Genomic DNA, 18,633 nt, shown 5'->3' on the forward strand with positions numbered 1-18,633 from the left:
CCGGCTAAATTACGAATTCGACTAACTACAAGGACTCGCCCATGAAAGCGTTCGGCAAAATCCTGGGTCTGGTACTTCTCGGATTGTTGCTGATCATTGTGGCGGCAGGTTTTGCCCTGACCCACCTCTTCGATCCCAACGATTACAAAGACGAGATTCGCCAGATAGCCCGCGACAAGGCCCACATCGAGCTGACGCTCAATGGCGACATCGGCTGGAGCCTGTTCCCGTGGCTCGGCCTGGAACTGCACGAGGCCAGCGTTGCCACCCTGATCAATCCGACCGAACCGTATGCCGATCTGCAGATGCTCGGCCTGTCCGTGCGTGTGCTGCCGCTGTTGCGCCGCGAAGTGCAAATGAGCGATGTGCGCGTTGAAGGGCTGAACCTGCGCCTGAAGCGCGACAAGAACGGCCACGGCAACTGGGAAGACATCGGCAAGGTGCCGGCAGCCGCCGCACCTGCCGGCAGCCCGGCACCTGCCAGCGCGGCCACTGCAGAGGCCCCTGCCCAAGCGGAAAAACCGCCACAGCCGATCCGCCTCGACATCGACAGCCTGACCGTCAACAACGCCCGCGTTGAATACAACGACGAACTGACCGGCAAGCAATTCAGCGCCGAGAGCATCCAACTGAGCACCGGCCCGGTCCACGATTCGACGAATATTCCGGTGAAAGCCACCGCATTCCTCGGCACCAACCAACCGGTCCTGCGCGTGCGTACCGAGCTCACTGGCGAACTGCGCATCGAGCGCGCCCTGCAACGCTACAGGTTCGAAGACATGAAGCTGTCTGGCGAACTGGCTGGCGATCCGTTGCAAGGCAAAACCATGACCTTCGCAGCTCAGGGCCAGTTAGCGCTGGACAAAGCGGCGAACGTCGCCGAATGGACCGGCATCAAGATTTCCGCCAACCAGTTGCGCGCCTTGGGTGAATTGAAAGCCAACGACCTCGACAAGACCCCACAGATCACTGGCGGCCTCTCTATCGCCCAGTTCGATCTGGCGAAATTTGTCGACAGCATTGGCCAGAAACTCCCGGCCATGGCCGAAGGCAGCCTGAGCAAAGTCGAACTGGTCAGCCGCGTGGCAGCCACGCCAACCAGCATCGCGTTCGACAATATCAACCTGAAACTGGACGACAGCAGCTTCAGCGGCCGCATCGCCGTCGAAGATTTCGCCAAGCAGTCGCTGCGGGCGATTCTCAAGGCTGACACGTTCAACGTCGACCGCTACCTGCCACCGAAATCGGCGCAAGCCAACAGTGCCACGCAAGTGCGTCAGGCTGAAGTCGCCAGCACCGAAGCCGATGCGATGGCCGGTGCCGGTTCCACGCCACTGCCGGACAAACCGAGCAAAACCGCCTGGAGTACCGAGCGTCTGCTGCCGGTCGAGCGCCTGGCCAAACTCGACGTGGACGCCGACCTGACCTTCGGCCAGTTGACCCTCGACAAACTGCCGATCCAGAACGCAGCGCTCAAGGCTACCGGCCAGGGCGGCTTGCTGACCCTGAGCAACCTGAGTGGTGAGTTGTACAACGGTGGTTTTGCAGCCAACGGCACCCTCGACGTGCGCCCAAGCGCACCGGTGCTGAACCTGCAGACCAAACTTAACCGGGTTCCGGTGGAAAAAATCCTGGAGAGCCAAGGCAAGAACCCGCCCGTCAAAGGTCTGGTGACCCTCACCAGCAACGTGACCGGCAGCGGCAACAGCCAGCAGGCACTGATCGACACGCTTAATGGCAACGCCAGTTTCGTGATCAACAACGGCGTGCTGCTCAACGCCAACCTTGAACAGCAACTGTGCAAAGGCATCGCCACGCTTAACCGCAAAACCCTCAGCGGCGAACCACGCGGTAAAGACACACCATTCCAGGAACTCAAGGGCAACCTGACTTTCCGCAACGGCATTGCCAGCAATCCGGACCTGAAAGTGCGCATCCCCGGCATGACCGTCAACGGTGATGGCGACATCGACTTGCGCGTGCTCGGCATGGACTATCGCGTCGGCATCATCGTCGAGGGCGACACCAGCGCCATGCCGGATCCTGCGTGCCAGGTCGGCGAAAAATTCGTCGGCGTCGAGTGGCCACTGCGCTGCCGTGGGCCGCTCGAACTAGGCGCCAAGGCCTGCCGCGTCGACAACGAGCGCCTCGGCCAGGTCGCATCCAAAATGGCCGGCGACAAGCTCAGTGAAAAGATCGACGAAAAACTCGGTGACAAAGTCAGCCCGGAATTGAAAAACGCATTGAAGGGGCTGTTCAAGCGATGAAAGCGGAGCAGTTTTCCACGGCGGTGCTGGATTGGTTCGACCGCCACGGCCGCCACGATCTGCCTTGGCAGCAGGACATCAACCCGTATCGGGTGTGGGTGTCGGAGATCATGTTGCAGCAGACCCAGGTCAGCACCGTGCTCAATTACTTCGACCGCTTCATGGCCGCGCTGCCAACGGTCGAAGCGCTGGCCGAAGCGCCGGAAGACGAAGTGCTGCACCTGTGGACGGGGCTGGGTTATTACACCCGCGCGCGCAATCTGCAGAAGACCGCGAAGATCGTCGTCAGCCAGTACGGTGGCGAGTTTCCCCGTGATGTCGAAAAGCTCACGGAGTTGCCGGGCATTGGCCTGTCTACAGCCGGCGCTATCGCGAGCATCAGCATGGGCCTGCGTGCACCGATCCTCGACGGCAACGTCAAGCGCGTGCTGGCGCGTTTTACCGCGCAAGAGGGCTACCCCGGCGAACCGAAGGTCGCCAAACAGCTGTGGGCCACCGCTGAGCGCTTTACGCCGCACGATCGGGTCAACGCGTACACCCAGGCGATGATGGATCTCGGCGCCACACTGTGCACGCGCAGCAAACCAAGCTGCCTGCTGTGTCCGCTGGAACGTGGTTGCGAGGCGCACATGCTTGGCCTGGAAACCCGCTACCCGATTCCCAAGCCGCGCAAAGCCATCCCGCAGAAGCGCACGCTGATGCCGATGCTCGCCAACGGCGAAGGTGCAATTCTGCTTTACCGTCGCCCCTCAAGTGGTTTGTGGGGCGGTCTGTGGAGCCTGCCGGAACTCGACGACCTCGATGACCTGCAACATCTTGCCGCTCAGCATTCGCTGACCATGGGCGAGCAGCAGGCGTTGCCGAGCCTTGTCCACACGTTCAGCCATTTCCAGCTGTCCATCGAACCCTGGCTGGTTCAGGTCCAGGAGGCCGCCCATCACATGGCCGAGGCCGACTGGCTCTGGTATAACCTCGCCACCCCGCCGCGCCTGGGCCTCGCCGCCCCGGTCAAAACCTTGCTCGAACGCGCGGCCGCCGTCTTGAATGCAGGAGAGTCGCCATGACCCGCACCGTAATGTGCCGCAAGTACAAAGAAGAACTGCCCGCCTTGGAGCGCGCCCCTTTCCCGGGCGCCAAAGGTCAGGATATTTTTGACCACGTCTCGGCCAAGGCTTGGGCTGACTGGCAGAAACACCAGACCCTGCTGATCAACGAAAAACGTCTGAACATGATGAACGCCGAAGACCGCAAATATCTTCAGGGCGAAATGGACAAGTACTTCTCCGGCGAGGAATACGCCAAGGCCGAAGGCTACGTTCCGCCTGCTGAGTAAACCCCGCAAAATCGGGGGTCGGATCGTAAGCGACGGAATTAATTTAAGAAATTTTAAAAAAGTCGTTGACGTAAATCCGAAAAACCCTTTTAATGCGCCCCGTTGCCCAGATAGCTCAGTCGGTAGAGCAGGGGATTGAAAATCCCCGTGTCGGCGGTTCGATTCCGTCTCTGGGCACCAAATACCGAAAACCCTGAATCGCAAGATTCAGGGTTTTTTTATGCCTGCGATTTGATCAGGCATATTTCGACCTCGCAGCCGATGCTTTTGCTGGCCATTATTTTGATGTTAGGCTCAGCCAGCTTTTTTCCGACAGGTCATAGCTGACTGTCGAAAATGTTCCTCGGGCATTTCAGTCCTGATGACCAGCATTTAACGCATTACCCAAATAACGCACTCCCGCCACTCGCCCCCTCGCAAGTTATCGAGGTTATTGCTGGCAGCAGGAGAGTTGCGTCTGCGAGCAGGATCGCTCGCAGAACCAAGCCCCCTCATAAAGTTGTCATGGAGGACAAGACCTCAGCGCAGGTCATCTGCTGTTGTTTCAGCTGTCAGGCAAGCGACAGCAAACACCGACGAGGCATTCAACACTTGTTTGAACTGTCGCGTCACAGCCCCCTGCGCCCTCCCGAAAAAACCAGACCTGTATCAACTCGCCCACGTCCGGATCTGTGCGTGCGCTCGGCACGCATTGCATCAACGAAACAGCCAACAGCTCCCACAAAAAAACACAAAGGGAGCCGATACGACAGGGATGTAAACAATGACCGAAGTCCTACAACACACTAATAAAACCGTTGAGTCTTTAGTTGATCAGGAAGTCAGAACTTTCAGTTTTGATACGCAACAAGCCAAGCTGCTGCACACGTTCTCTGAAGAGTTGGCTGCCATGGGCGGGCCACAAGCCGCTGGCGCCAAGTCCAAAGCCTCGCTGGCAGCGACCGAGTTGAAGTTTTCGTTTTCCATAGATCAATCCGAACTGCTTGGTGCTTACTCCGACGGTCTGATTTCCCTGCTGATTTTTGAGGGCATGCAGAAAATCAACGCCACCAACCCTCCAGATGAACTGCCCGATCTGGCCGCGCTGGAGCATCGGCACGACGTGCTTTGCCTGGCGGCGCGCAATCAGATTCTGTTGAAACTGGTGGATAACAGCGCCTTTGCCTACGACATGGATAACGAAGGCAAACTGGTCCGACTCGTCGCCAACTTCAAGGGCGGCGGACTGACCAAAATCAATGACGAGCCGGAAGTCAGAGAACTGAGTTCCCATTCCGGCCTCGCGCTCGGCCCGCACACCGAAGCGCCGTACTGGTGCGCGGTGAACGCACAAGACGGGCATTCGCCCTCACCATCATCGTTGATACTCTCGGCCCTGTGGAATCCAAGCCTGGAGCCCACCTCGGTAATTCCGTTGCCACCTCTGCTGGACGAAATCGGTGTCACCGGATGCCTGGCACTGACGACGGGCAGCTTCCAGTTCACCCGCAGCGACTCTTTCGTCAACGGCAAGGGCGAGGATGGCCGCAATGTTTCGATTCTGGAATTCGATGACAACGTCGGATTCGCTGCGCGATTCAATTCGTACCGTTTTTCGGTCAACGACAACGCCTCGGACTTTGTAAAAGAGGCTTATTCCGCGCTTTGCCAAAGCGTGAGTAAAGCAACACCGGTGCAATACACACTGACGCAAGAGTCGGCCATGGTGATCAATAACGTTCGGGCCTTGCATTGTCGCGATGTCATCAAAGACAACCGACGTGTGCTGGTGCGCATCTTCGGCCTGTCGAAGTTTTCATCTCCCATCGTCATTTCAGACGATCCGCTGCTGATACAAGGCTGATCCTCGCAGAACGAAACAAGGCTGTTGAATGGCCAGTCATGTGGATGACTGGCCAATAACTATAAAAGGGAAAATGTAATGGCTTGGGATGTAATTGGCATGTTGGCGCTCGTGGCTTTTTGCGCCGGTTTTTTTGATGCGATTGCCGGAGGCGGCGGTTTGATTACTTTGCCTGCCCTGTTTCTGGCCGGTGTCGACCCGATCAGTGCGATTGCCACAAACAAGTTCCAGGCCGCTTCGGCGACTATCTCGGCCACGGTCACTTTTGCCCGCAAGGGCATGATTGAATGGCGCGAAGGACGCTTCCTGGTTATCTGCGCGTTCCTGGGGGGCGCCAGCGGGGCACTCTTGGTCAGTTCCATTGATAAGCGCTACCTGGAAGTGTGCGTGCCCGTCATGCTTATTCTGGTGGCGATCTACTTTGCGCTCTCGCCGAAACTGGCCAATGAGGATCGACGTAAACGAATCGGCATTCTGCTGTTCTCGTTCACCGTGGCACCGATCCTGGGCTTCTACGACGGTATCTTCGGCCCAGGTGTAGGCTCGTTCTTTATCGTCGGTTTCGTGCTGCTCTGCGGGCTTGGCATGATGCGGGCCATGAGCTTCACCAAACTGGCCAACGCCTCCTGCAATCTGGGTTCGCTATCAGTCTTCATCACCAAAGGCGTGATCATCTGGCCGATCGCGATTGCCATGGCGCTGGCGGCCTTCCTCGGCGCACAACTGGGCGCAAGAGCCGCCGTCCGGGTCGGCCCGCGGTTGATCAAACCCATGCTAATCGTGGTTTGTTGCGCCCTGGCGATCAAGCTTCTGAGCGTCGAGACCAACCCATTGCGTGTTGCCGTCATCCACACTCTGGCAGCCTTATGATCAATCGGTTGGCGTTGACCAGCGCATCTCGATTTCGCTCTCGATTGCAGTTCGACGAGGCGCCAACCGGCCCTGAATTTTTCTTTGCGCAAACCTTCTCCGGCTATCAACTGGAAGGTCGGGTACTGGCCAACTCGGCCGGGGAAACCTCAACGCCGAAGGTGCTGGCCATTCACGGCGCCCGCTCTGACTACTCACGACTCAACGCCATCCTGTATCCCTTGCAGGCACTTGGCATTGCCAGCCTGAGTTTCAATCTCTCGGGCCACAACCCCAGCGCCGATATCGCTCTCGAAAACACTTCGCTGGCGAAGAACCTTCAGGAGGCCTTGCAGTTTGCCGATCATCTTGGCGGCGAGCTCAACACGGTGATCGGACACAGCCTGGGCGGCGCACTAGCGCTCAAGGTGGCGCAGGCGCATCGCGCTTCAGTCAGGCGCATCGTGCTGTTCTGTCCCGCCCTATACCCAGAGGCGGCCTGGCAACAACCGTTTGGGCAGCCCTTCAAACGCGCCATTTCCGTGCCTTACGGTTTTCTCGACTCGCCATCGCTGGACTTCCTGAGCACGTTCGAAGGCGAAGTCTTACTGGTGATCGGCGAATACGATGGCCTTCAGGCCAGCACTTTTGGCGGGGTCGCCGGGACGTCTGTCGGGACGCAGCAAATGGGCGCGCGTGCGATCTATAGCGCGATTCCGCATGAAGTCATCGAGGCCATTGAGAAGAGCCTGGCACCCCGTCAGTTCAGAAGAATCGTCCTGCCAGGGTGCGACCACGCCGTATCGACATGGCTCAGGGAAAACCCACCGCATGCGGTTGAACTGGCGAACGAGATAGCGCGGTTCATCAATGCCGGGAACAGGCTCCAAACATCATGAATCAAAGAAAAACCCGCGTGCCCCTGCCCCATCCACCGCCTTATCGCCCAAGCCGCGTGAGTTATTGGCTGACCGTGCTGGTTGTCGTGCTGATGGCCTTCGCCATTGGTGCATCGATCTGGATGCTGATCGACAGCTGGATCAGCGGCTCCATCACCACCACCAATCGTGGCCCGCGCAGCACCTACACCCTGACCGAACAACCCCGGCGGTTCTGGTTTGAATTTGTGCGGCAAGGCGTCGTCACGTTATTTCTGCTGGCGGTTGCAGTGTTCGGCGCGTGGATCTACCGCAAAGTGCAGAAGTCCTCCAAGCCTGCGAATCGCAAACGCCACGCAAAGAAAACCTAAAGCGTATTGATGTAATCGACAGGCAGCAGCACTGTATCCAGCGCGGCGTCCACTGGCAGAGATACGACGGTGATGACCGGACAGACAATCATCATGTAACAGACTATCGCCGCCGGCATGCCATCACTGCCCCCACCACGCACACCGAGCAGATGAAGATTGCCATCCACCCCTCGGTAATACTGGGCATCGGACAAACCGTCATTCAAACGCCCGATAAACGTTCCGCAACCGGCCAACGGTAACACCAGGCCGGCGACCCAAACAGCACGTAAAATCCTTTTCAAACCAGCGCTTCCCTACATTACAAAACAAGAGGCGCGGGATTGTACCCGCGCCTCAATTCTGTAATCACAGTTATCACTATCCAGCGTCATTCCAGTGGAACACCAGATTGCGCGGGGTGCCGCTGCCAACGTCGGTCACGTCGCGCCGCGTTTCGCCATTGCGCGTGACCACCACCGTGTACTTGCCGGGCGGCAGTTGCACGTAAACCAGCGGTCCTGTCTGGTTAAGGGTCAGTACGGTTTGCCCTGGCGACTTTTGAATCATCACATCGACATCAGCGGTGTACTCGTCTTGCGCGCCCACAGCGAATGTCATGTGCAGGTTGTAACCGCTGCTTTGTTGAATAGCCTTCGCCTCATCCTCACCGATCCCGCCGGCCAGATAAGTGACGCCGTTCTGTTGTTGCTGCTGAATTTGCACGCCCGCACTGTCGATGGGCTCAAGACTGGCTGCCTGCAACATCACCGGAAACAGCAATGCAGCGATTGCGGCAATGGGCAGCATGAATGAAAGAACGCGTTTCATGACCACGACTCCCGGGTTCTTGTAAAACCCAACCGTTACTCTTTATTGGATTTGGTAAAGGAGGGTCGCGTTTTAGAATGATTTGAACTTGGCGTGGGTACGAAAGGGACTAGGGGATTTATCCAATTCGTGACGCACCGCGTCACGAATACTGAAATGGCCCTCACTACCTGATTCGGAACGCACTGCGTTCCAAATGATTGCGTTGGCCCCTCACTGAAGTTCATTCTCGACCCGTCCTCGCCAAGGCCAAGTCACATGAACTCATGCAGCACCGCGTTTTCGCCCGACACTGCGACCGCAGGCGAACCCTTTAAAGAGTCCGCCGCCGACGGTTTTGTACTGGGCGGTTTCACTTGGCGCCATTCCCTGCCCGAAGCCAAGCGCCCAGTCGCCATCATCAACGCTGCTACATCTGTTCGCTGCCGCCACTACTCGCGCTTCGCGGCTTATCTGTTCGCCAATGGTTTCGACGTGATCACCTACGACTACCGTGGCATCGGCGAATCACGATCCGCTTCGATCAAAGGCTTGAACGCCTCGTGGACAGATTGGGGCGCCCTGGATTTCGAAGCGATGCTCAAACGCGCGCAACGTGAGTTTCCCGGTCAACCCATCGATGTGGTCGGCCACAGCTTCGGTGGTTGCGCGGCGGGGCTGGGCGAATCCGGGCGGGTTATCCGACGGTTGGTCACCGTCGGCGCGCAGTTCGCTTACTGGCGCGATTACGCCCCCGAACAGCGCTGGCACATGTTTGGCAAATGGCATGTCGTCATGCCGTTGCTGACGCTGCTTTGCGGCTTCTTCCCCGGCAAGCGACTCGGCTGGCTGGAAGATACGCCGACCGGCGTAGTGCGCGACTGGAGCACGCCTGCCGCGCGTTACGAACGGCGCCCCAGTGGTCGCGCGTTGGTGAAAAAACACGACACCCTGCCCTTCGCCAATGTCCGCGCACAAACCCTGGCCATCAGCATCAGCGACGATCCCTACGGCACCATTCCAGCCATCGAACGTCTGCTCGGCTACTTCGACAACGCTGCGAAAACCCACCTGCGCATCGAGCCGCAGGACATCGGCGAACAACAAGTCGGACATTTCGCCTTTTTTCGCAGCGAATACCAAGCCACACTATGGCCCATCGCTCTGACCTGGCTGCAAACCGGCGCACTGGCCCCCGACACACCCGGGCGGCTAGTCCCGCACAGCTGAACCCTCTCAACGCACGACGGAACACATCATGGCCTCCGCCAACAAGCAGCAAAAACGCGCCACCCGGGCCAAAGCCAAGGCCAAGCAGAACCGCACCAAACGCGCTGAAGCGCCGGTCGAGCTGGACCCGAACGACGACCGCATCGACTTCGAGTCGGTGGACCTGACCGAGCTGTTCAAGAAAATGATCGACGCCGAGAAGATCAGCCAGCAAGCCCTGTGCACCGCGTTCCTAGAAGATCCGCTGCTGGAGCTGGTCTACGAACAGGAAGGCGAAGAAGGCGCGATGGACTTTATCCTCGCCGCGCTGATCGAGTATCGCCAGTGGTCGCAGGAAACCGACGAGGCCGGCGCGCTGGCGTGGATCGAATCCCCGGCCTTCCAGGCCGACTATGTGGCGGCGTCCGACGCGATCGCCGCACAAACCCAACAGAAGAACTGAGTTCCCATGGCATCCCTGAACAAGCAACAGAAACGCGCCAAACGCGCCAAGGCCAAAGCCAAGCACATCCGTATGGTCGGCCGTAAGCCGCTGGACCAGGACGACGACCTCGGCCATCTCGCCGAGCCGATCCCGGATTACACCCTGGCGATGTTCAGCAAAATGCGCGACGCCGAAGCCGTCAGCCGCAACGAGATGCTGCTGACGCTGCTGCGCGAACTGGCGTTCATCATCGTTGATCATCCAGAAATGCTGGACATGGAAAACGCCGAAAACGAAGGCATGGCAGCCACCCACCTGGCCGCCGACATGCTGATCGACTACCGCATGTGGGCCGACGGCATGGACATCGAAACCGCCCAGGCCTGGCTGAGCGAACCGCAGTTCATCACCGATTTCGGGATTGCGCTGGATGCTTATGGCAAGTCGGTTGAAGATACCGAACCCAAAGCCAAGTAACTTTTTTGCGCCTCACGTCCACGCAAGGCCAGGAAAAGGAAGTCAGATGAAGGCAGCAGATTCACGCGAGGACGGGCAAATCCCGAAAACAGAAGACTCAGAAGCTACCTTCGAGAGCGACCCTGTTAAATCTCTCAAGCAAACAACTTGGGATGAATGGTTCGACGGAGAGAAATGCAGCCCAGACTTCATGCTCTCGCGAGAGCAAAGCTGATCCGGATCTGAAGCGCAGAATATTTCGCCACCGGTAGCACAAACAAAAACGGCCGCTCGTCATCACTGACAGCGGCCGTTTTGCATTACGCGTTGCGGATCAGTTCAACACCACCGCACCACGTTTTTCCAGCTTGCGACGGCGTGCCACCAGCAGACCGGCAGCCACCACCATCAGGCTCAGTAAACCAGTCGCGAGAATTTCCACGCGATGGGCTTCCTGGAACAACATGATGGTCAGGGCCGCGACGATGAAGATGATCACCGCGTAGGTCAGACCCGGGAACAGCCACATGCTGAAGACGATTTTCTCACCGCGTGCCATGCGTTGTTTACGCATACGCAGTTGCGAGAAGGCGATCACCAGGTACACCAGCAGTGCGATGGCGCCGGAGCTGGCCAGCAGGAACTCGAACACCGCCGCCGGGGCCACGTAGTTGGCGAAGGTGCAGAGGAATGCCGCGCCGGTGGACAGCATTACTGCCCAGTAAGGCGTGCCGCTTTTGTTGGTGCGGGTCGACATGGCCGGTGCATCGCCCCGCTTGCCGAGGGAGAAGAGCATGCGCGACGAGGTGTACAGCGCCGAGTTCAGACAGCTGGTCACCGCGACCAGAACCACGATGTCGACGATCATTTTCGCGTTAGGGATGCCCATGCGCTCAAGCACGGTCTGGTAAGAACCGAGGTTGGCCAGCGTAGGGTCGTTCCACGGCACCAGGGCCACAACGATGAAGATCGACACGAGATAGAACAAACCGATCCGCCAGATCACCGAGTTGGTAGCCTTGGAGATTTGCTTGCCCGGGTTCTTCGATTCTGCGGCCGCGATGGTCACGATCTCGGTACCCATGAAGGAGAACATGGTGGTCAGGATCGCGCCCAGTACCGCGCCCATGCCGTTTGGCAAGAAGCCGCCGCTGTCGAACAGGTGCGAAACACCGCTGACTTGGCTGTTCGGCAGGAAGCCGAAGATCGCCGCAAGGCCGAGGATGATGAAGCCGATGATCGCCAGCACCTTGATCAGGGCGAACCAGAATTCGAACTCGCCGTAATTCTTCACGCTGAACAGGTTGGTGACGGTCAGCAGCAGGGTGATGACCAGAGCAAAGGCCCAAATACCTACGTCCGGAAACCAGGCGTGCAGGATGGTCGCGGCGGCGTTGGCTTCCAGCGGAATCACCAGAACCCAGAACCACCAGTAAAGCCAGCCGATGGTAAAACCGGCCCAATGCCCGATGGCACGGTCGGCGTACGTCGAAAACGAACCGGTGTCCGGCGAGGCCACAGCCATTTCGCCGAGCATGCGCATCACTAAAACCACCAGCGTGCCGGCAGCGGCGTAAGCCAGCAGCACGGCTGGGCCGGCAGCGGCGATGGCGTGGCCGGAGCCCACGAACAGACCGGCGCCGATGACACCGGCGATCGACAACATGGTCACATGACGCGGTTTGAGCCCCTGTTCGAGGCCATTGGAGCTTGAGGTACTGCTCATCGAAACTACCTTTGCAAGGAAAGCGATTGCGTCCGGCCCGTCTGGCATTTTCTTTCTCGTAAAAAGAAACCAACGGGGCGTTCCTTATTCTGCACGCAATAAATGCGCCAAAATGTTTCAAAGTCTGCTGGGCTGCGGTTTTGCACGAGACCGGACAGTCATCGCAAGTCCTTGGATTTAATGGCAATCCGCCAGAGCGTTACCCTGCGACTCACTTTTCAAACGAAACAGCGCACCAGAAACACACTGAAAAAGTGTGGGATGCACAATAAAAGGGCGAATCCGGAACGTTCGGCCGGATAGCGCTTCCAACACCCCGCCAAAGCTGGCAACATCGCGCCTTTTTTTACGCGACACCCACGGGTTTGCATGATCAAACACCCGTTCGGTTGTTGATGGGGCGACAGTCTGCTGTGCCGATGCGACAACCTGCCACATGCCACCCGTTAACCGCTCGTAGCGCTGTTGGCTGCCATTGAAACGCTATGCTAGCTTGGCCGCCTCGCCAGGAAGGCCATCCAACAGCTGGAGCGCAACATATATGAGGAACGCACATGGCTGAGGCCACGCCCGCGCTTGAAATCCGCAACCTGCACAAACGCTACGGACAGCTTGAGGTGCTCAAAGGCATCTCGCTGACCGCCCGCGACGGCGATGTGATCTCGATCCTCGGTTCCTCCGGTTCCGGCAAGTCCACGTTCCTGCGTTGCATCAACCTGCTGGAAAACCCGCACCAGGGCCAGATTCTGGTAGCCGGTGAAGAACTCAAGCTCAAATCCGCCAAAAATGGCGAACTGGTTGCCGCCGATGGCAAACAGATCAACCGCCTGCGCTCCGAGATTGGTTTTGTATTTCAAAACTTTAATCTGTGGCCGCACATGAGCATTCTCGACAACATCATCGAGGCACCGCGCCGCGTGCTCGGCCAGAGCAAAGCCGAGGCGATCGAAGTCGCCGAAGCGCTGCTGGCCAAGGTCGGCATCGCCGACAAGCGCCACGCCTACCCGGCGCAATTGTCCGGTGGTCAGCAACAGCGCGCGGCGATTGCTCGCACGCTGGCAATGCAGCCGAAGGTGATCCTGTTCGACGAACCCACCTCGGCGCTTGACCCGGAAATGGTTCAGGAAGTACTTAGTGTCATCCGCGCATTGGCCGAAGAAGGCCGCACCATGCTGCTTGTGACCCACGAAATGGGTTTCGCCCGTCAGGTCTCCAGCGAAGTGGTGTTCCTTCACCAAGGCCTTATAGAAGAGCAAGGATCGCCTCAGCAGGTGTTCGAAAACCCGCTTTCGGCGCGCTGCAAACAATTCATGTCCAGCAACCGCTAACGGAGCAACATGCATGCAGAATTTTAAAAAGGTCTTCCTGGCCGCCGCCGTCACCCTCGCATTCAGCGCCGGTGCCATGGCCGAGACCCTGAAGATGGGCATCGAAGCGGCATACCCGCCGTTCAACAACAAAGACGCCAGCGGCAACGTCGTCGGCTTCGACAAAGACATCGGCGACGCCCTGTGCGCGAAGATGAAAGTCGAGTGCACCGTGGTCACCTCCGACTGGGACGGCATCATCCCGGCTCTGAACGCGAAGAAGTTCGACTTCCTGATCTCCTCGCTGTCGATCACCGAAGAGCGCAAAGGCGCGGTGGACTTCACCGACCCGTACTACTCGAACAAGCTGCAGTTCATCGCACCGAAAAACGTCGACTTCAAAACCGACAAGGACTCGCTGAAGGGCAAGTCCATCGGTACCCAGCGTGCCACGCTGGCCGGCACCTGGCTGGAAGACAACTACGGCAGCGATCTCAACGTCAAACTCTATGACACCCAGGAAAACGCCTACCTCGACCTGACGTCTGGTCGTGTCGACGCCATCCTCGCCGACAAGTACGCCAACTACGACTGGCTGAAAAGCGACGCGGGCAAGAACTACGAGTTCAAGGGCGACCCGGTTGTAGAAAGCGACAAGATCGGCATCGCTGTACGCAAGGGTGACAACGAACTGCGCAACAAGCTGAACGCTGCCCTGAAGGAAATCGTCGCCGACGGTACCTACAAGAAGATCAACGACAAGTACTTCCCGTTCAGCATCTATTGATCCTGACCTGTGGGACTGGCGCCGTGATTCGACGGCGCCAGCTCCCGACTTTGCCTGCCGCAATTTGAACAGAAACCCATGATTATCGACCTCTACGGATTCGGCCCGGCCCTCGCTGCCGGCGCGCTGATGACCGTCCAACTGGCCCTTACGGCCCTGTGCCTGGGACTGGTGCTCGGTCTGCTCGGCGCCTTGGCCAAGACTTCCCCGTACAAGCCGCTGCAATGGCTTGGCGAAACCTACTCGACCATCGTACGTGGTGTGCCGGAACTGCTTTGGGTTCTGCTGATCTACCTCGGCACCGTCAAGACGATGAATGCGATTGGCGAATACTTTGGCAATCCAGACCTGGCGCTAAGCCCTTTTGTGGCGGGCGTAACCGCACTCGGACTGTGCTTCGGCGCCTATGCCACGGAGGTATTTCGTGGCGCCATCCTGGCCATTCCGAAAGGACACCGTGAGGCAGGTCAGGCCCTGGGCCTGTCGAAATGGCGGATCTTCACCCGGTTGATCATGCCGCAGATGTGGCGCATCGCCCTGCCCGGCCTTGGCAACCTGTTCATGATCCTGATGAAAGACACCGCCTTGGTGTCGGTCATCGGCCTGGAAGAAATCATGCGCAATGCGCAGAACGCTGTGACCTTCGCCAAGCATCCATTCACCTTCTATCTGGTCGCAGCCTTCATGTATCTGGGCCTGACCATACTGGCGATGGCCACCATGCACTTCATGGAAAAACGCGCCGCCCGTGGCTTCGTGAGGACGACGTAATGGAATGGGAAGTCATCTATAAGTGGCTGCCGAAGTTCTTTCAGGGCGCCGTCCTGACACTCGAACTGGTGGGCATCGCCGTTATTCTCGGGTTGTTGCTGGCGATCCCTCTGGGCATCGCGCGCTCCTCGAAGCTCTGGTTTGTTCGCGCATTTCCTTATGCTTACATCTTTTTCTTTCGTGGCACTCCGTTGCTCGTACAACTGTTTCTGGTCTACTACGGCCTGGCTCAGTTCGACGTCGTACGCGACAGTTTCATGTGGCCGTATTTGCGAGAACCCTTCTGGTGCGCCGTCGCCACGATGACCCTGCATACTGCTGCCTATATCGCCGAAATCCTGCGTGGCGCCATTCAAGCGATCCCGCCGGGCGAGATCGAAGCCGCACGTGCACTGGGCATGTCCAAGGCCAAGGCATTGTTCTATATCGTCCTGCCGCGCGCCGCGCGCATCGGCCTGCCGGCCTACAGCAACGAAGTCATCCTGATGTTGAAGGCCAGTTCTCTGGCGAGCACGGTGACCTTGCTCGAACTCACCGGCGTTACCCGCACGATCATTGCCCGCAACTACCTCCATGTGGATATGTTCTTCACCGCAGGCGTCATTTACCTGCTGATGTCGTTTGTTCTCGTTCAGGCATTCAAACAGCTGGAGCGATGGTTGCGCGTCGATGCCTGCCAGGGGCGTTGATTCTTCCCACGTACTGACGGGCGAGGACTTACTCGCCCGCTTCACAGCGCTGGATGCATTTCTGACAACGCATCAGGCGCTGTGGAAACCTCGACCGTTCACTCATCTTTCGCTTGCCTGGGAAGCGTCCTACCCGGAGCTGGCCTTGTGGCTACGCGGGCGCTCACTGGAAGACGCGGAAAGTGCTCACAACCAACCCGCTGATCTGGCCGATGCGCCGCAGCCGTTTGCTTCATTGGCGACGCTGTCGGCTGAGCTGAGCGCGGTCGGTGAGTTGCCGGGGCATGCGCTGGAAGCTGCGGGGCATCGGCTGAATGTCGATGTACCGGGACGCAAGTGGCAGCAGATCGAGGCGTTTGCCAGCCGTTTGTCCTTTGCTTCGCAACCGACGCATTGGCTGGACTGGTGCTCCGGCAAGGGGTATTTGGGTCGTCGTCTATTGGGTGCAGGACAGCTACTGACTTGTGTTGAATATGATCCGGCATTGGTCGCCAGCGGTGAGGCGCTAAGTCAGCGTCACCATTTGCACGCTTTGCACGTGGAGCAGGACGTACTGGCGGCGGACGCCTCTGCCTTATTGAACGCGACTCACACACCCGTCGCCCTCCACGCCTGCGGCGATCTACATGTACGCCTGATGCAACTGGCAAGCGCTGCCGGCTGCCAGCAAATGGCGATCGCGCCTTGCTGCTACAACCGCATCAATCGCAGCGAGTATCAGGCATTGTCCTGCGTGGGCTTGCGATCGGCCCTACAGCTCTCACTCGAAGATCTGGCACTGCCGATGAACGAAACCGTCACCGCCGGAGCCCGCGTCCGCCGTCAGCGCGACACCTCGATGGCCCGTCGCTTGGCTTTCGACCTGCTGCAGCGGCAAGTGCGCGGCGTCGATGAATACTTGCCGACGCCATCGTTACCCAGTGCCTGGCTGGAAAAACCCTTCGCCGTTTACTGCCGGGATCTGGCCGCTCTGAAAGAGTTATCCACAATCGGTTCGCCAGATTGGCCAGCGCTGGAAGCGGCCGGGTGGCAGCGGTTGGCCGAAGTTCGCAACCTGGAGTTGCTGCGCGGATTATTCCGACGACCACTGGAGCTTTGGCTGAATCTGGATCGGGCACTTTTCCTCGTCGAACAGGGATACGCCGTACGTTTGGGGACCTTCTGCGAAACCCCACTCACCCCCCGCAACCTGCTGTTGTTGGCAGAGCGCCAATCACCCACGAGTACCTGTGGATAACTCTGTTGATGGATTTACCGTGGATCCAATGTCTACGCCTGTTTCGAGGCATTAATCAAGCTGTTCATTTTTTGTTCATATAAATAAAAAACCTGTAAAACAGGGATTTGCGAAGAAATTGAGAATGGGTTCACAAAACCTAGGCTAATCGCCTACTCCTGCCTCTCAGTTGTGCATAAGCCGTCAATCAAAACGACATAACCGCCGAATAAAGGGTTCTTCGACCGAATCATTGCAGCCTTCTCCCTGCCTTGTTATACAAGGCCATCAGCGCCCCCGAACAAGAACAATCAGACCGAAAGGAAGCGACCGTGACGTTTATCTCTTACGCACAGAATTTCGAAGACGTTCGCCTGTGGCGTGCCCTCAAGCAAGTCGAACACGGTTTCTATATCGATGTCGGAGCCAATGACCCGCATCACGACTCGGTCACCAAAGCTTTCTATGACCACGGCTGGAAAGGCGTGAACGTTGAACCGATGCAGAATTATTACGACGCTCTCTGTCTGCAGCGCCCGCGCGACGCCACGGTGCAATGCATCGCCAGCGACCAGCCCGGCGAAATGACCTTCTACGCGATCCCTGACACCGGCCTTTCCACCGCCGACCCGGCGGTCGCCCAACACCACAAAGACCAAGGCATGGACGTGCGCAGCCTCACCGTAAAGTCGCGCACACTGACGTCGATCTGCGAACAATACGCCGTTGATCGACCGATCCATTTCCTCAAAATCGACGTCGAGGGCCACGAAGAAAGCGTTCTGCGCGGCATGGACTTCACTCGCTTCCGTCCCTGGATCATCGTCATCGAAACCCCATGGGAACGCGATCACACCTGGGAACCGCTGGTCACCGACGCCGGTTATCAAGCGATCCTCTTCGACGGCCTCAACACCTGGTTCCTCGCCGACGAATACATGCAGCTCAAACCGGCTTTCGACATCCCGCCGTGCAACCTCGACAACTTCCAACTGTGCAAAGGCCACGCCTTCGCCCACCCGATCAGCGCCAGCGAAGTCGACACCGCCCAACAATTGGCCAACGCTCTGCAACGCGCCGAACAGGCCGAAGCGCAACTGGCGGCCCTGCAAAACAGCCGCACCGTGAAGGCCGTGCAAACGCTGCGAAATGTGCTGCGCAGGGCTTGATTCGAGCGGATGCAAAAATAGTCTGAATTCAGGGGTTTACAGGATCTTCCCAATCGCTATAATCGTCGCCCACACGCCGGTATAGCTCAGTTGGTAGAGCAACTGACTTGTAATCAGTAGGTCCCGGGTTCGACTCCTGGTGCCGGCACCATACAAAACGAAGCCCCTGCAGAAATGCAGGGGCTTTGTTGTTTCTGGCGTTTGAATATGGAAGCGCAATAGCCGAGTGGTTACTGCTTTGCCCCTCAGCCTGTGTGCGGTACCCCCCTCAAGATCTAAAAAGATCTTTGGAGTAGATCGGCAATCCACCACAACCGCCTGACTTCATCATCCTGCAAAAGTCCTCGCCGATAGAGCAACAACGAAAATCTGAAAAGACTCCACTCAGTCCCTTGTCAGCCGTTGAGATCTCGAACTGTCCCACCGCCAGTATTCAAGCTTGCTGGTCCGTTACAAGTTGATACGCGAAGTTGGTTTTGACGCGGAAATTTACGCATAAACTCGCTGAGAACTGAGGACAGACCC

At 58.1% G+C, this 18,633-nt stretch carries 20 protein-coding genes and 2 tRNA genes; 19 read left to right on the forward strand and 3 right to left on the reverse strand.

What is annotated here, in order from left to right:
• Positions 1-41: 41 nt before the first annotated feature.
• The 8 genes from QZR14_RS25370 to QZR14_RS25405 all read left to right on the forward strand — a co-directional run bounded on the left by QZR14_RS25370 (position 42) and on the right by QZR14_RS25405 (position 7,541).
• The gene (locus QZR14_RS25370; protein ID WP_311998040.1) at positions 42-2,267 is read left to right on the forward strand and encodes an AsmA family protein; all 2,226 of its coding nucleotides are present in this window, start codon (positions 42-44) and stop codon (positions 2,265-2,267) included.
• Complete coding sequence (mutY, locus tag QZR14_RS25375) at positions 2,264-3,331, forward strand: A/G-specific adenine glycosylase (RefSeq protein ID WP_311998041.1); 1,068 nt, start codon at positions 2,264-2,266, stop codon at positions 3,329-3,331. Before QZR14_RS25370 ends, mutY begins: the two co-directional genes overlap by 4 nt.
• On the forward strand, positions 3,328-3,600 hold the full coding sequence (locus QZR14_RS25380; RefSeq protein ID WP_016772129.1) for an oxidative damage protection protein: 273 nt from the start codon (positions 3,328-3,330) through the stop codon (positions 3,598-3,600). Before mutY ends, QZR14_RS25380 begins: the two co-directional genes overlap by 4 nt.
• A 104-nt stretch (positions 3,601-3,704) precedes the next feature.
• A tRNA-Phe gene (locus tag QZR14_RS25385) sits at positions 3,705-3,780 on the forward strand.
• Positions 3,781-4,363: 583 nt separating this feature from the next.
• Entirely contained in the window at positions 4,364-5,443 is a 1,080-nt protein-coding gene (locus QZR14_RS25390) for a hypothetical protein (protein ID WP_311998042.1), read from the forward strand.
• A 78-nt stretch (positions 5,444-5,521) separates the two neighbouring features.
• Positions 5,522-6,313 carry a TSUP family transporter gene (locus tag QZR14_RS25395; protein WP_179692977.1) on the forward strand — a complete coding sequence of 264 codons (792 nt, stop codon included), beginning with the start codon at positions 5,522-5,524 and terminating at the stop codon, positions 6,311-6,313.
• Positions 6,310-7,191, forward strand: coding sequence for an alpha/beta hydrolase (locus QZR14_RS25400; RefSeq protein ID WP_311998043.1), 882 nt, complete (start codon positions 6,310-6,312; stop codon positions 7,189-7,191). The genes QZR14_RS25395 and QZR14_RS25400 overlap by 4 nt, the downstream gene beginning before the upstream one ends.
• The gene (locus tag QZR14_RS25405; RefSeq protein WP_250602780.1) at positions 7,188-7,541 is read left to right on the forward strand and encodes a hypothetical protein; all 354 of its coding nucleotides are present in this window, start codon (positions 7,188-7,190) and stop codon (positions 7,539-7,541) included. The genes QZR14_RS25400 and QZR14_RS25405 overlap by 4 nt, the downstream gene beginning before the upstream one ends.
• On the opposite strand, the gene QZR14_RS25410 is transcribed toward QZR14_RS25405, so the two are convergent.
• Together QZR14_RS25410 and QZR14_RS25415 are read right to left on the reverse strand one after the other, a co-directional pair.
• Entirely contained in the window at positions 7,538-7,828 is a 291-nt protein-coding gene (locus tag QZR14_RS25410) for a YceK/YidQ family lipoprotein (protein WP_250602779.1), read from the reverse strand. The two genes, QZR14_RS25405 and QZR14_RS25410, sit on opposite strands and share 4 nt — an antisense overlap.
• Before the next feature lie 76 nt (positions 7,829-7,904).
• Positions 7,905-8,354, reverse strand: coding sequence for a carboxypeptidase regulatory-like domain-containing protein (locus QZR14_RS25415; protein WP_250602778.1), 450 nt, complete (start codon positions 8,352-8,354; stop codon positions 7,905-7,907).
• 258 nt (positions 8,355-8,612) lie between these two features.
• Between QZR14_RS25415 and QZR14_RS25420 the strand changes: the two genes are divergently transcribed.
• The 4 genes from QZR14_RS25420 to QZR14_RS25435 are packed head-to-tail and all read left to right on the forward strand — an operon-like array spanning position 8,613 to position 10,678.
• On the forward strand, positions 8,613-9,563 hold the full coding sequence (locus QZR14_RS25420; RefSeq protein WP_250602777.1) for an alpha/beta hydrolase family protein: 951 nt from the start codon (positions 8,613-8,615) through the stop codon (positions 9,561-9,563).
• Positions 9,564-9,591: 28 nt separating this feature from the next.
• Positions 9,592-10,005 (forward strand): hypothetical protein, encoded by a 414-nt coding sequence (locus QZR14_RS25425; RefSeq protein ID WP_008080543.1) that lies wholly within the window; start codon positions 9,592-9,594, stop codon positions 10,003-10,005.
• A gap of 6 nt (positions 10,006-10,011) precedes the next feature.
• Complete coding sequence (locus QZR14_RS25430; protein ID WP_311998044.1) at positions 10,012-10,464, forward strand: hypothetical protein; 453 nt, start codon at positions 10,012-10,014, stop codon at positions 10,462-10,464.
• Positions 10,465-10,510: 46 nt separating this feature from the next.
• Positions 10,511-10,678, forward strand: coding sequence for a hypothetical protein (locus QZR14_RS25435; RefSeq protein ID WP_311998045.1), 168 nt, complete (start codon positions 10,511-10,513; stop codon positions 10,676-10,678).
• A gap of 99 nt (positions 10,679-10,777) precedes the next feature.
• On the opposite strand, the gene gabP is transcribed toward QZR14_RS25435, so the two are convergent.
• Entirely contained in the window at positions 10,778-12,169 is a 1,392-nt protein-coding gene (gabP, locus tag QZR14_RS25440; protein ID WP_311998046.1) for a GABA permease, read from the reverse strand.
• A gap of 554 nt (positions 12,170-12,723) precedes the next feature.
• Between gabP and QZR14_RS25445 the strand changes: the two genes are divergently transcribed.
• From QZR14_RS25445 to QZR14_RS25475, 7 genes are all read left to right on the forward strand, one after another.
• Positions 12,724-13,497 (forward strand): ABC transporter ATP-binding protein, encoded by a 774-nt coding sequence (locus QZR14_RS25445; protein ID WP_108224284.1) that lies wholly within the window; start codon positions 12,724-12,726, stop codon positions 13,495-13,497.
• 13 nt (positions 13,498-13,510) lie between these two features.
• Positions 13,511-14,263, forward strand: coding sequence for an ABC transporter substrate-binding protein (locus QZR14_RS25450; RefSeq protein ID WP_311998047.1), 753 nt, complete (start codon positions 13,511-13,513; stop codon positions 14,261-14,263).
• A 78-nt stretch (positions 14,264-14,341) separates the two neighbouring features.
• On the forward strand, positions 14,342-15,034 hold the full coding sequence (locus QZR14_RS25455; RefSeq protein WP_150693111.1) for an ABC transporter permease: 693 nt from the start codon (positions 14,342-14,344) through the stop codon (positions 15,032-15,034).
• On the forward strand, positions 15,034-15,723 hold the full coding sequence (locus QZR14_RS25460; protein WP_250602772.1) for an ABC transporter permease: 690 nt from the start codon (positions 15,034-15,036) through the stop codon (positions 15,721-15,723). The genes QZR14_RS25455 and QZR14_RS25460 overlap by 1 nt, the downstream gene beginning before the upstream one ends.
• The gene (locus tag QZR14_RS25465) at positions 15,704-16,960 is read left to right on the forward strand and encodes a methyltransferase (protein ID WP_311998048.1); all 1,257 of its coding nucleotides are present in this window, start codon (positions 15,704-15,706) and stop codon (positions 16,958-16,960) included. Before QZR14_RS25460 ends, QZR14_RS25465 begins: the two co-directional genes overlap by 20 nt.
• Before the next feature lie 311 nt (positions 16,961-17,271).
• The gene (locus QZR14_RS25470) at positions 17,272-18,108 is read left to right on the forward strand and encodes an FkbM family methyltransferase (RefSeq protein WP_311998049.1); all 837 of its coding nucleotides are present in this window, start codon (positions 17,272-17,274) and stop codon (positions 18,106-18,108) included.
• Positions 18,109-18,183: 75 nt separating this feature from the next.
• Positions 18,184-18,259, forward strand: a tRNA-Thr gene (locus QZR14_RS25475).
• Positions 18,260-18,633 lie beyond the last annotated feature (374 nt).

The organism is Pseudomonas sp. rhizo66 (assembly GCF_031931925.1).
In the GTDB taxonomy this organism is placed as follows: Bacteria; Pseudomonadota; Gammaproteobacteria; order Pseudomonadales; family Pseudomonadaceae; genus Aquipseudomonas.

Bases quoted from the DNA above. Each gene is read 5' to 3' on its own strand.
- QZR14_RS25370 (WP_311998040.1), top strand. From the start codon at position 42: ATGAAAGCGTTCGGCAAAATCCTGGGTCTGGTACTTCTCGGATTGTTG.
- mutY (WP_311998041.1), top strand. From the start codon at position 2,264: ATGAAAGCGGAGCAGTTTTCCACGGCGGTGCTGGATTGGTTCGACCGC.
- QZR14_RS25380 (WP_016772129.1), top strand. From the start codon at position 3,328: ATGACCCGCACCGTAATGTGCCGCAAGTACAAAGAAGAACTGCCCGCC.
- QZR14_RS25390 (WP_311998042.1), top strand. From the start codon at position 4,364: ATGACCGAAGTCCTACAACACACTAATAAAACCGTTGAGTCTTTAGTT.
- QZR14_RS25395 (WP_179692977.1), top strand. From the start codon at position 5,522: ATGGCTTGGGATGTAATTGGCATGTTGGCGCTCGTGGCTTTTTGCGCC.
- QZR14_RS25400 (WP_311998043.1), top strand. From the start codon at position 6,310: ATGATCAATCGGTTGGCGTTGACCAGCGCATCTCGATTTCGCTCTCGA.
- QZR14_RS25405 (WP_250602780.1), top strand. From the start codon at position 7,188: ATGAATCAAAGAAAAACCCGCGTGCCCCTGCCCCATCCACCGCCTTAT.
- QZR14_RS25415 (WP_250602778.1), bottom strand. From the start codon at position 8,354: ATGAAACGCGTTCTTTCATTCATGCTGCCCATTGCCGCAATCGCTGCA.
- QZR14_RS25420 (WP_250602777.1), top strand. From the start codon at position 8,613: ATGAACTCATGCAGCACCGCGTTTTCGCCCGACACTGCGACCGCAGGC.
- QZR14_RS25425 (WP_008080543.1), top strand. From the start codon at position 9,592: ATGGCCTCCGCCAACAAGCAGCAAAAACGCGCCACCCGGGCCAAAGCC.
- QZR14_RS25430 (WP_311998044.1), top strand. From the start codon at position 10,012: ATGGCATCCCTGAACAAGCAACAGAAACGCGCCAAACGCGCCAAGGCC.
- QZR14_RS25435 (WP_311998045.1), top strand. From the start codon at position 10,511: ATGAAGGCAGCAGATTCACGCGAGGACGGGCAAATCCCGAAAACAGAA.
- gabP (WP_311998046.1), bottom strand. From the start codon at position 12,169: ATGAGCAGTACCTCAAGCTCCAATGGCCTCGAACAGGGGCTCAAACCG.
- QZR14_RS25445 (WP_108224284.1), top strand. From the start codon at position 12,724: ATGGCTGAGGCCACGCCCGCGCTTGAAATCCGCAACCTGCACAAACGC.
- QZR14_RS25450 (WP_311998047.1), top strand. From the start codon at position 13,511: ATGCAGAATTTTAAAAAGGTCTTCCTGGCCGCCGCCGTCACCCTCGCA.
- QZR14_RS25455 (WP_150693111.1), top strand. From the start codon at position 14,342: ATGATTATCGACCTCTACGGATTCGGCCCGGCCCTCGCTGCCGGCGCG.
- QZR14_RS25460 (WP_250602772.1), top strand. From the start codon at position 15,034: ATGGAATGGGAAGTCATCTATAAGTGGCTGCCGAAGTTCTTTCAGGGC.
- QZR14_RS25465 (WP_311998048.1), top strand. From the start codon at position 15,704: ATGCCTGCCAGGGGCGTTGATTCTTCCCACGTACTGACGGGCGAGGAC.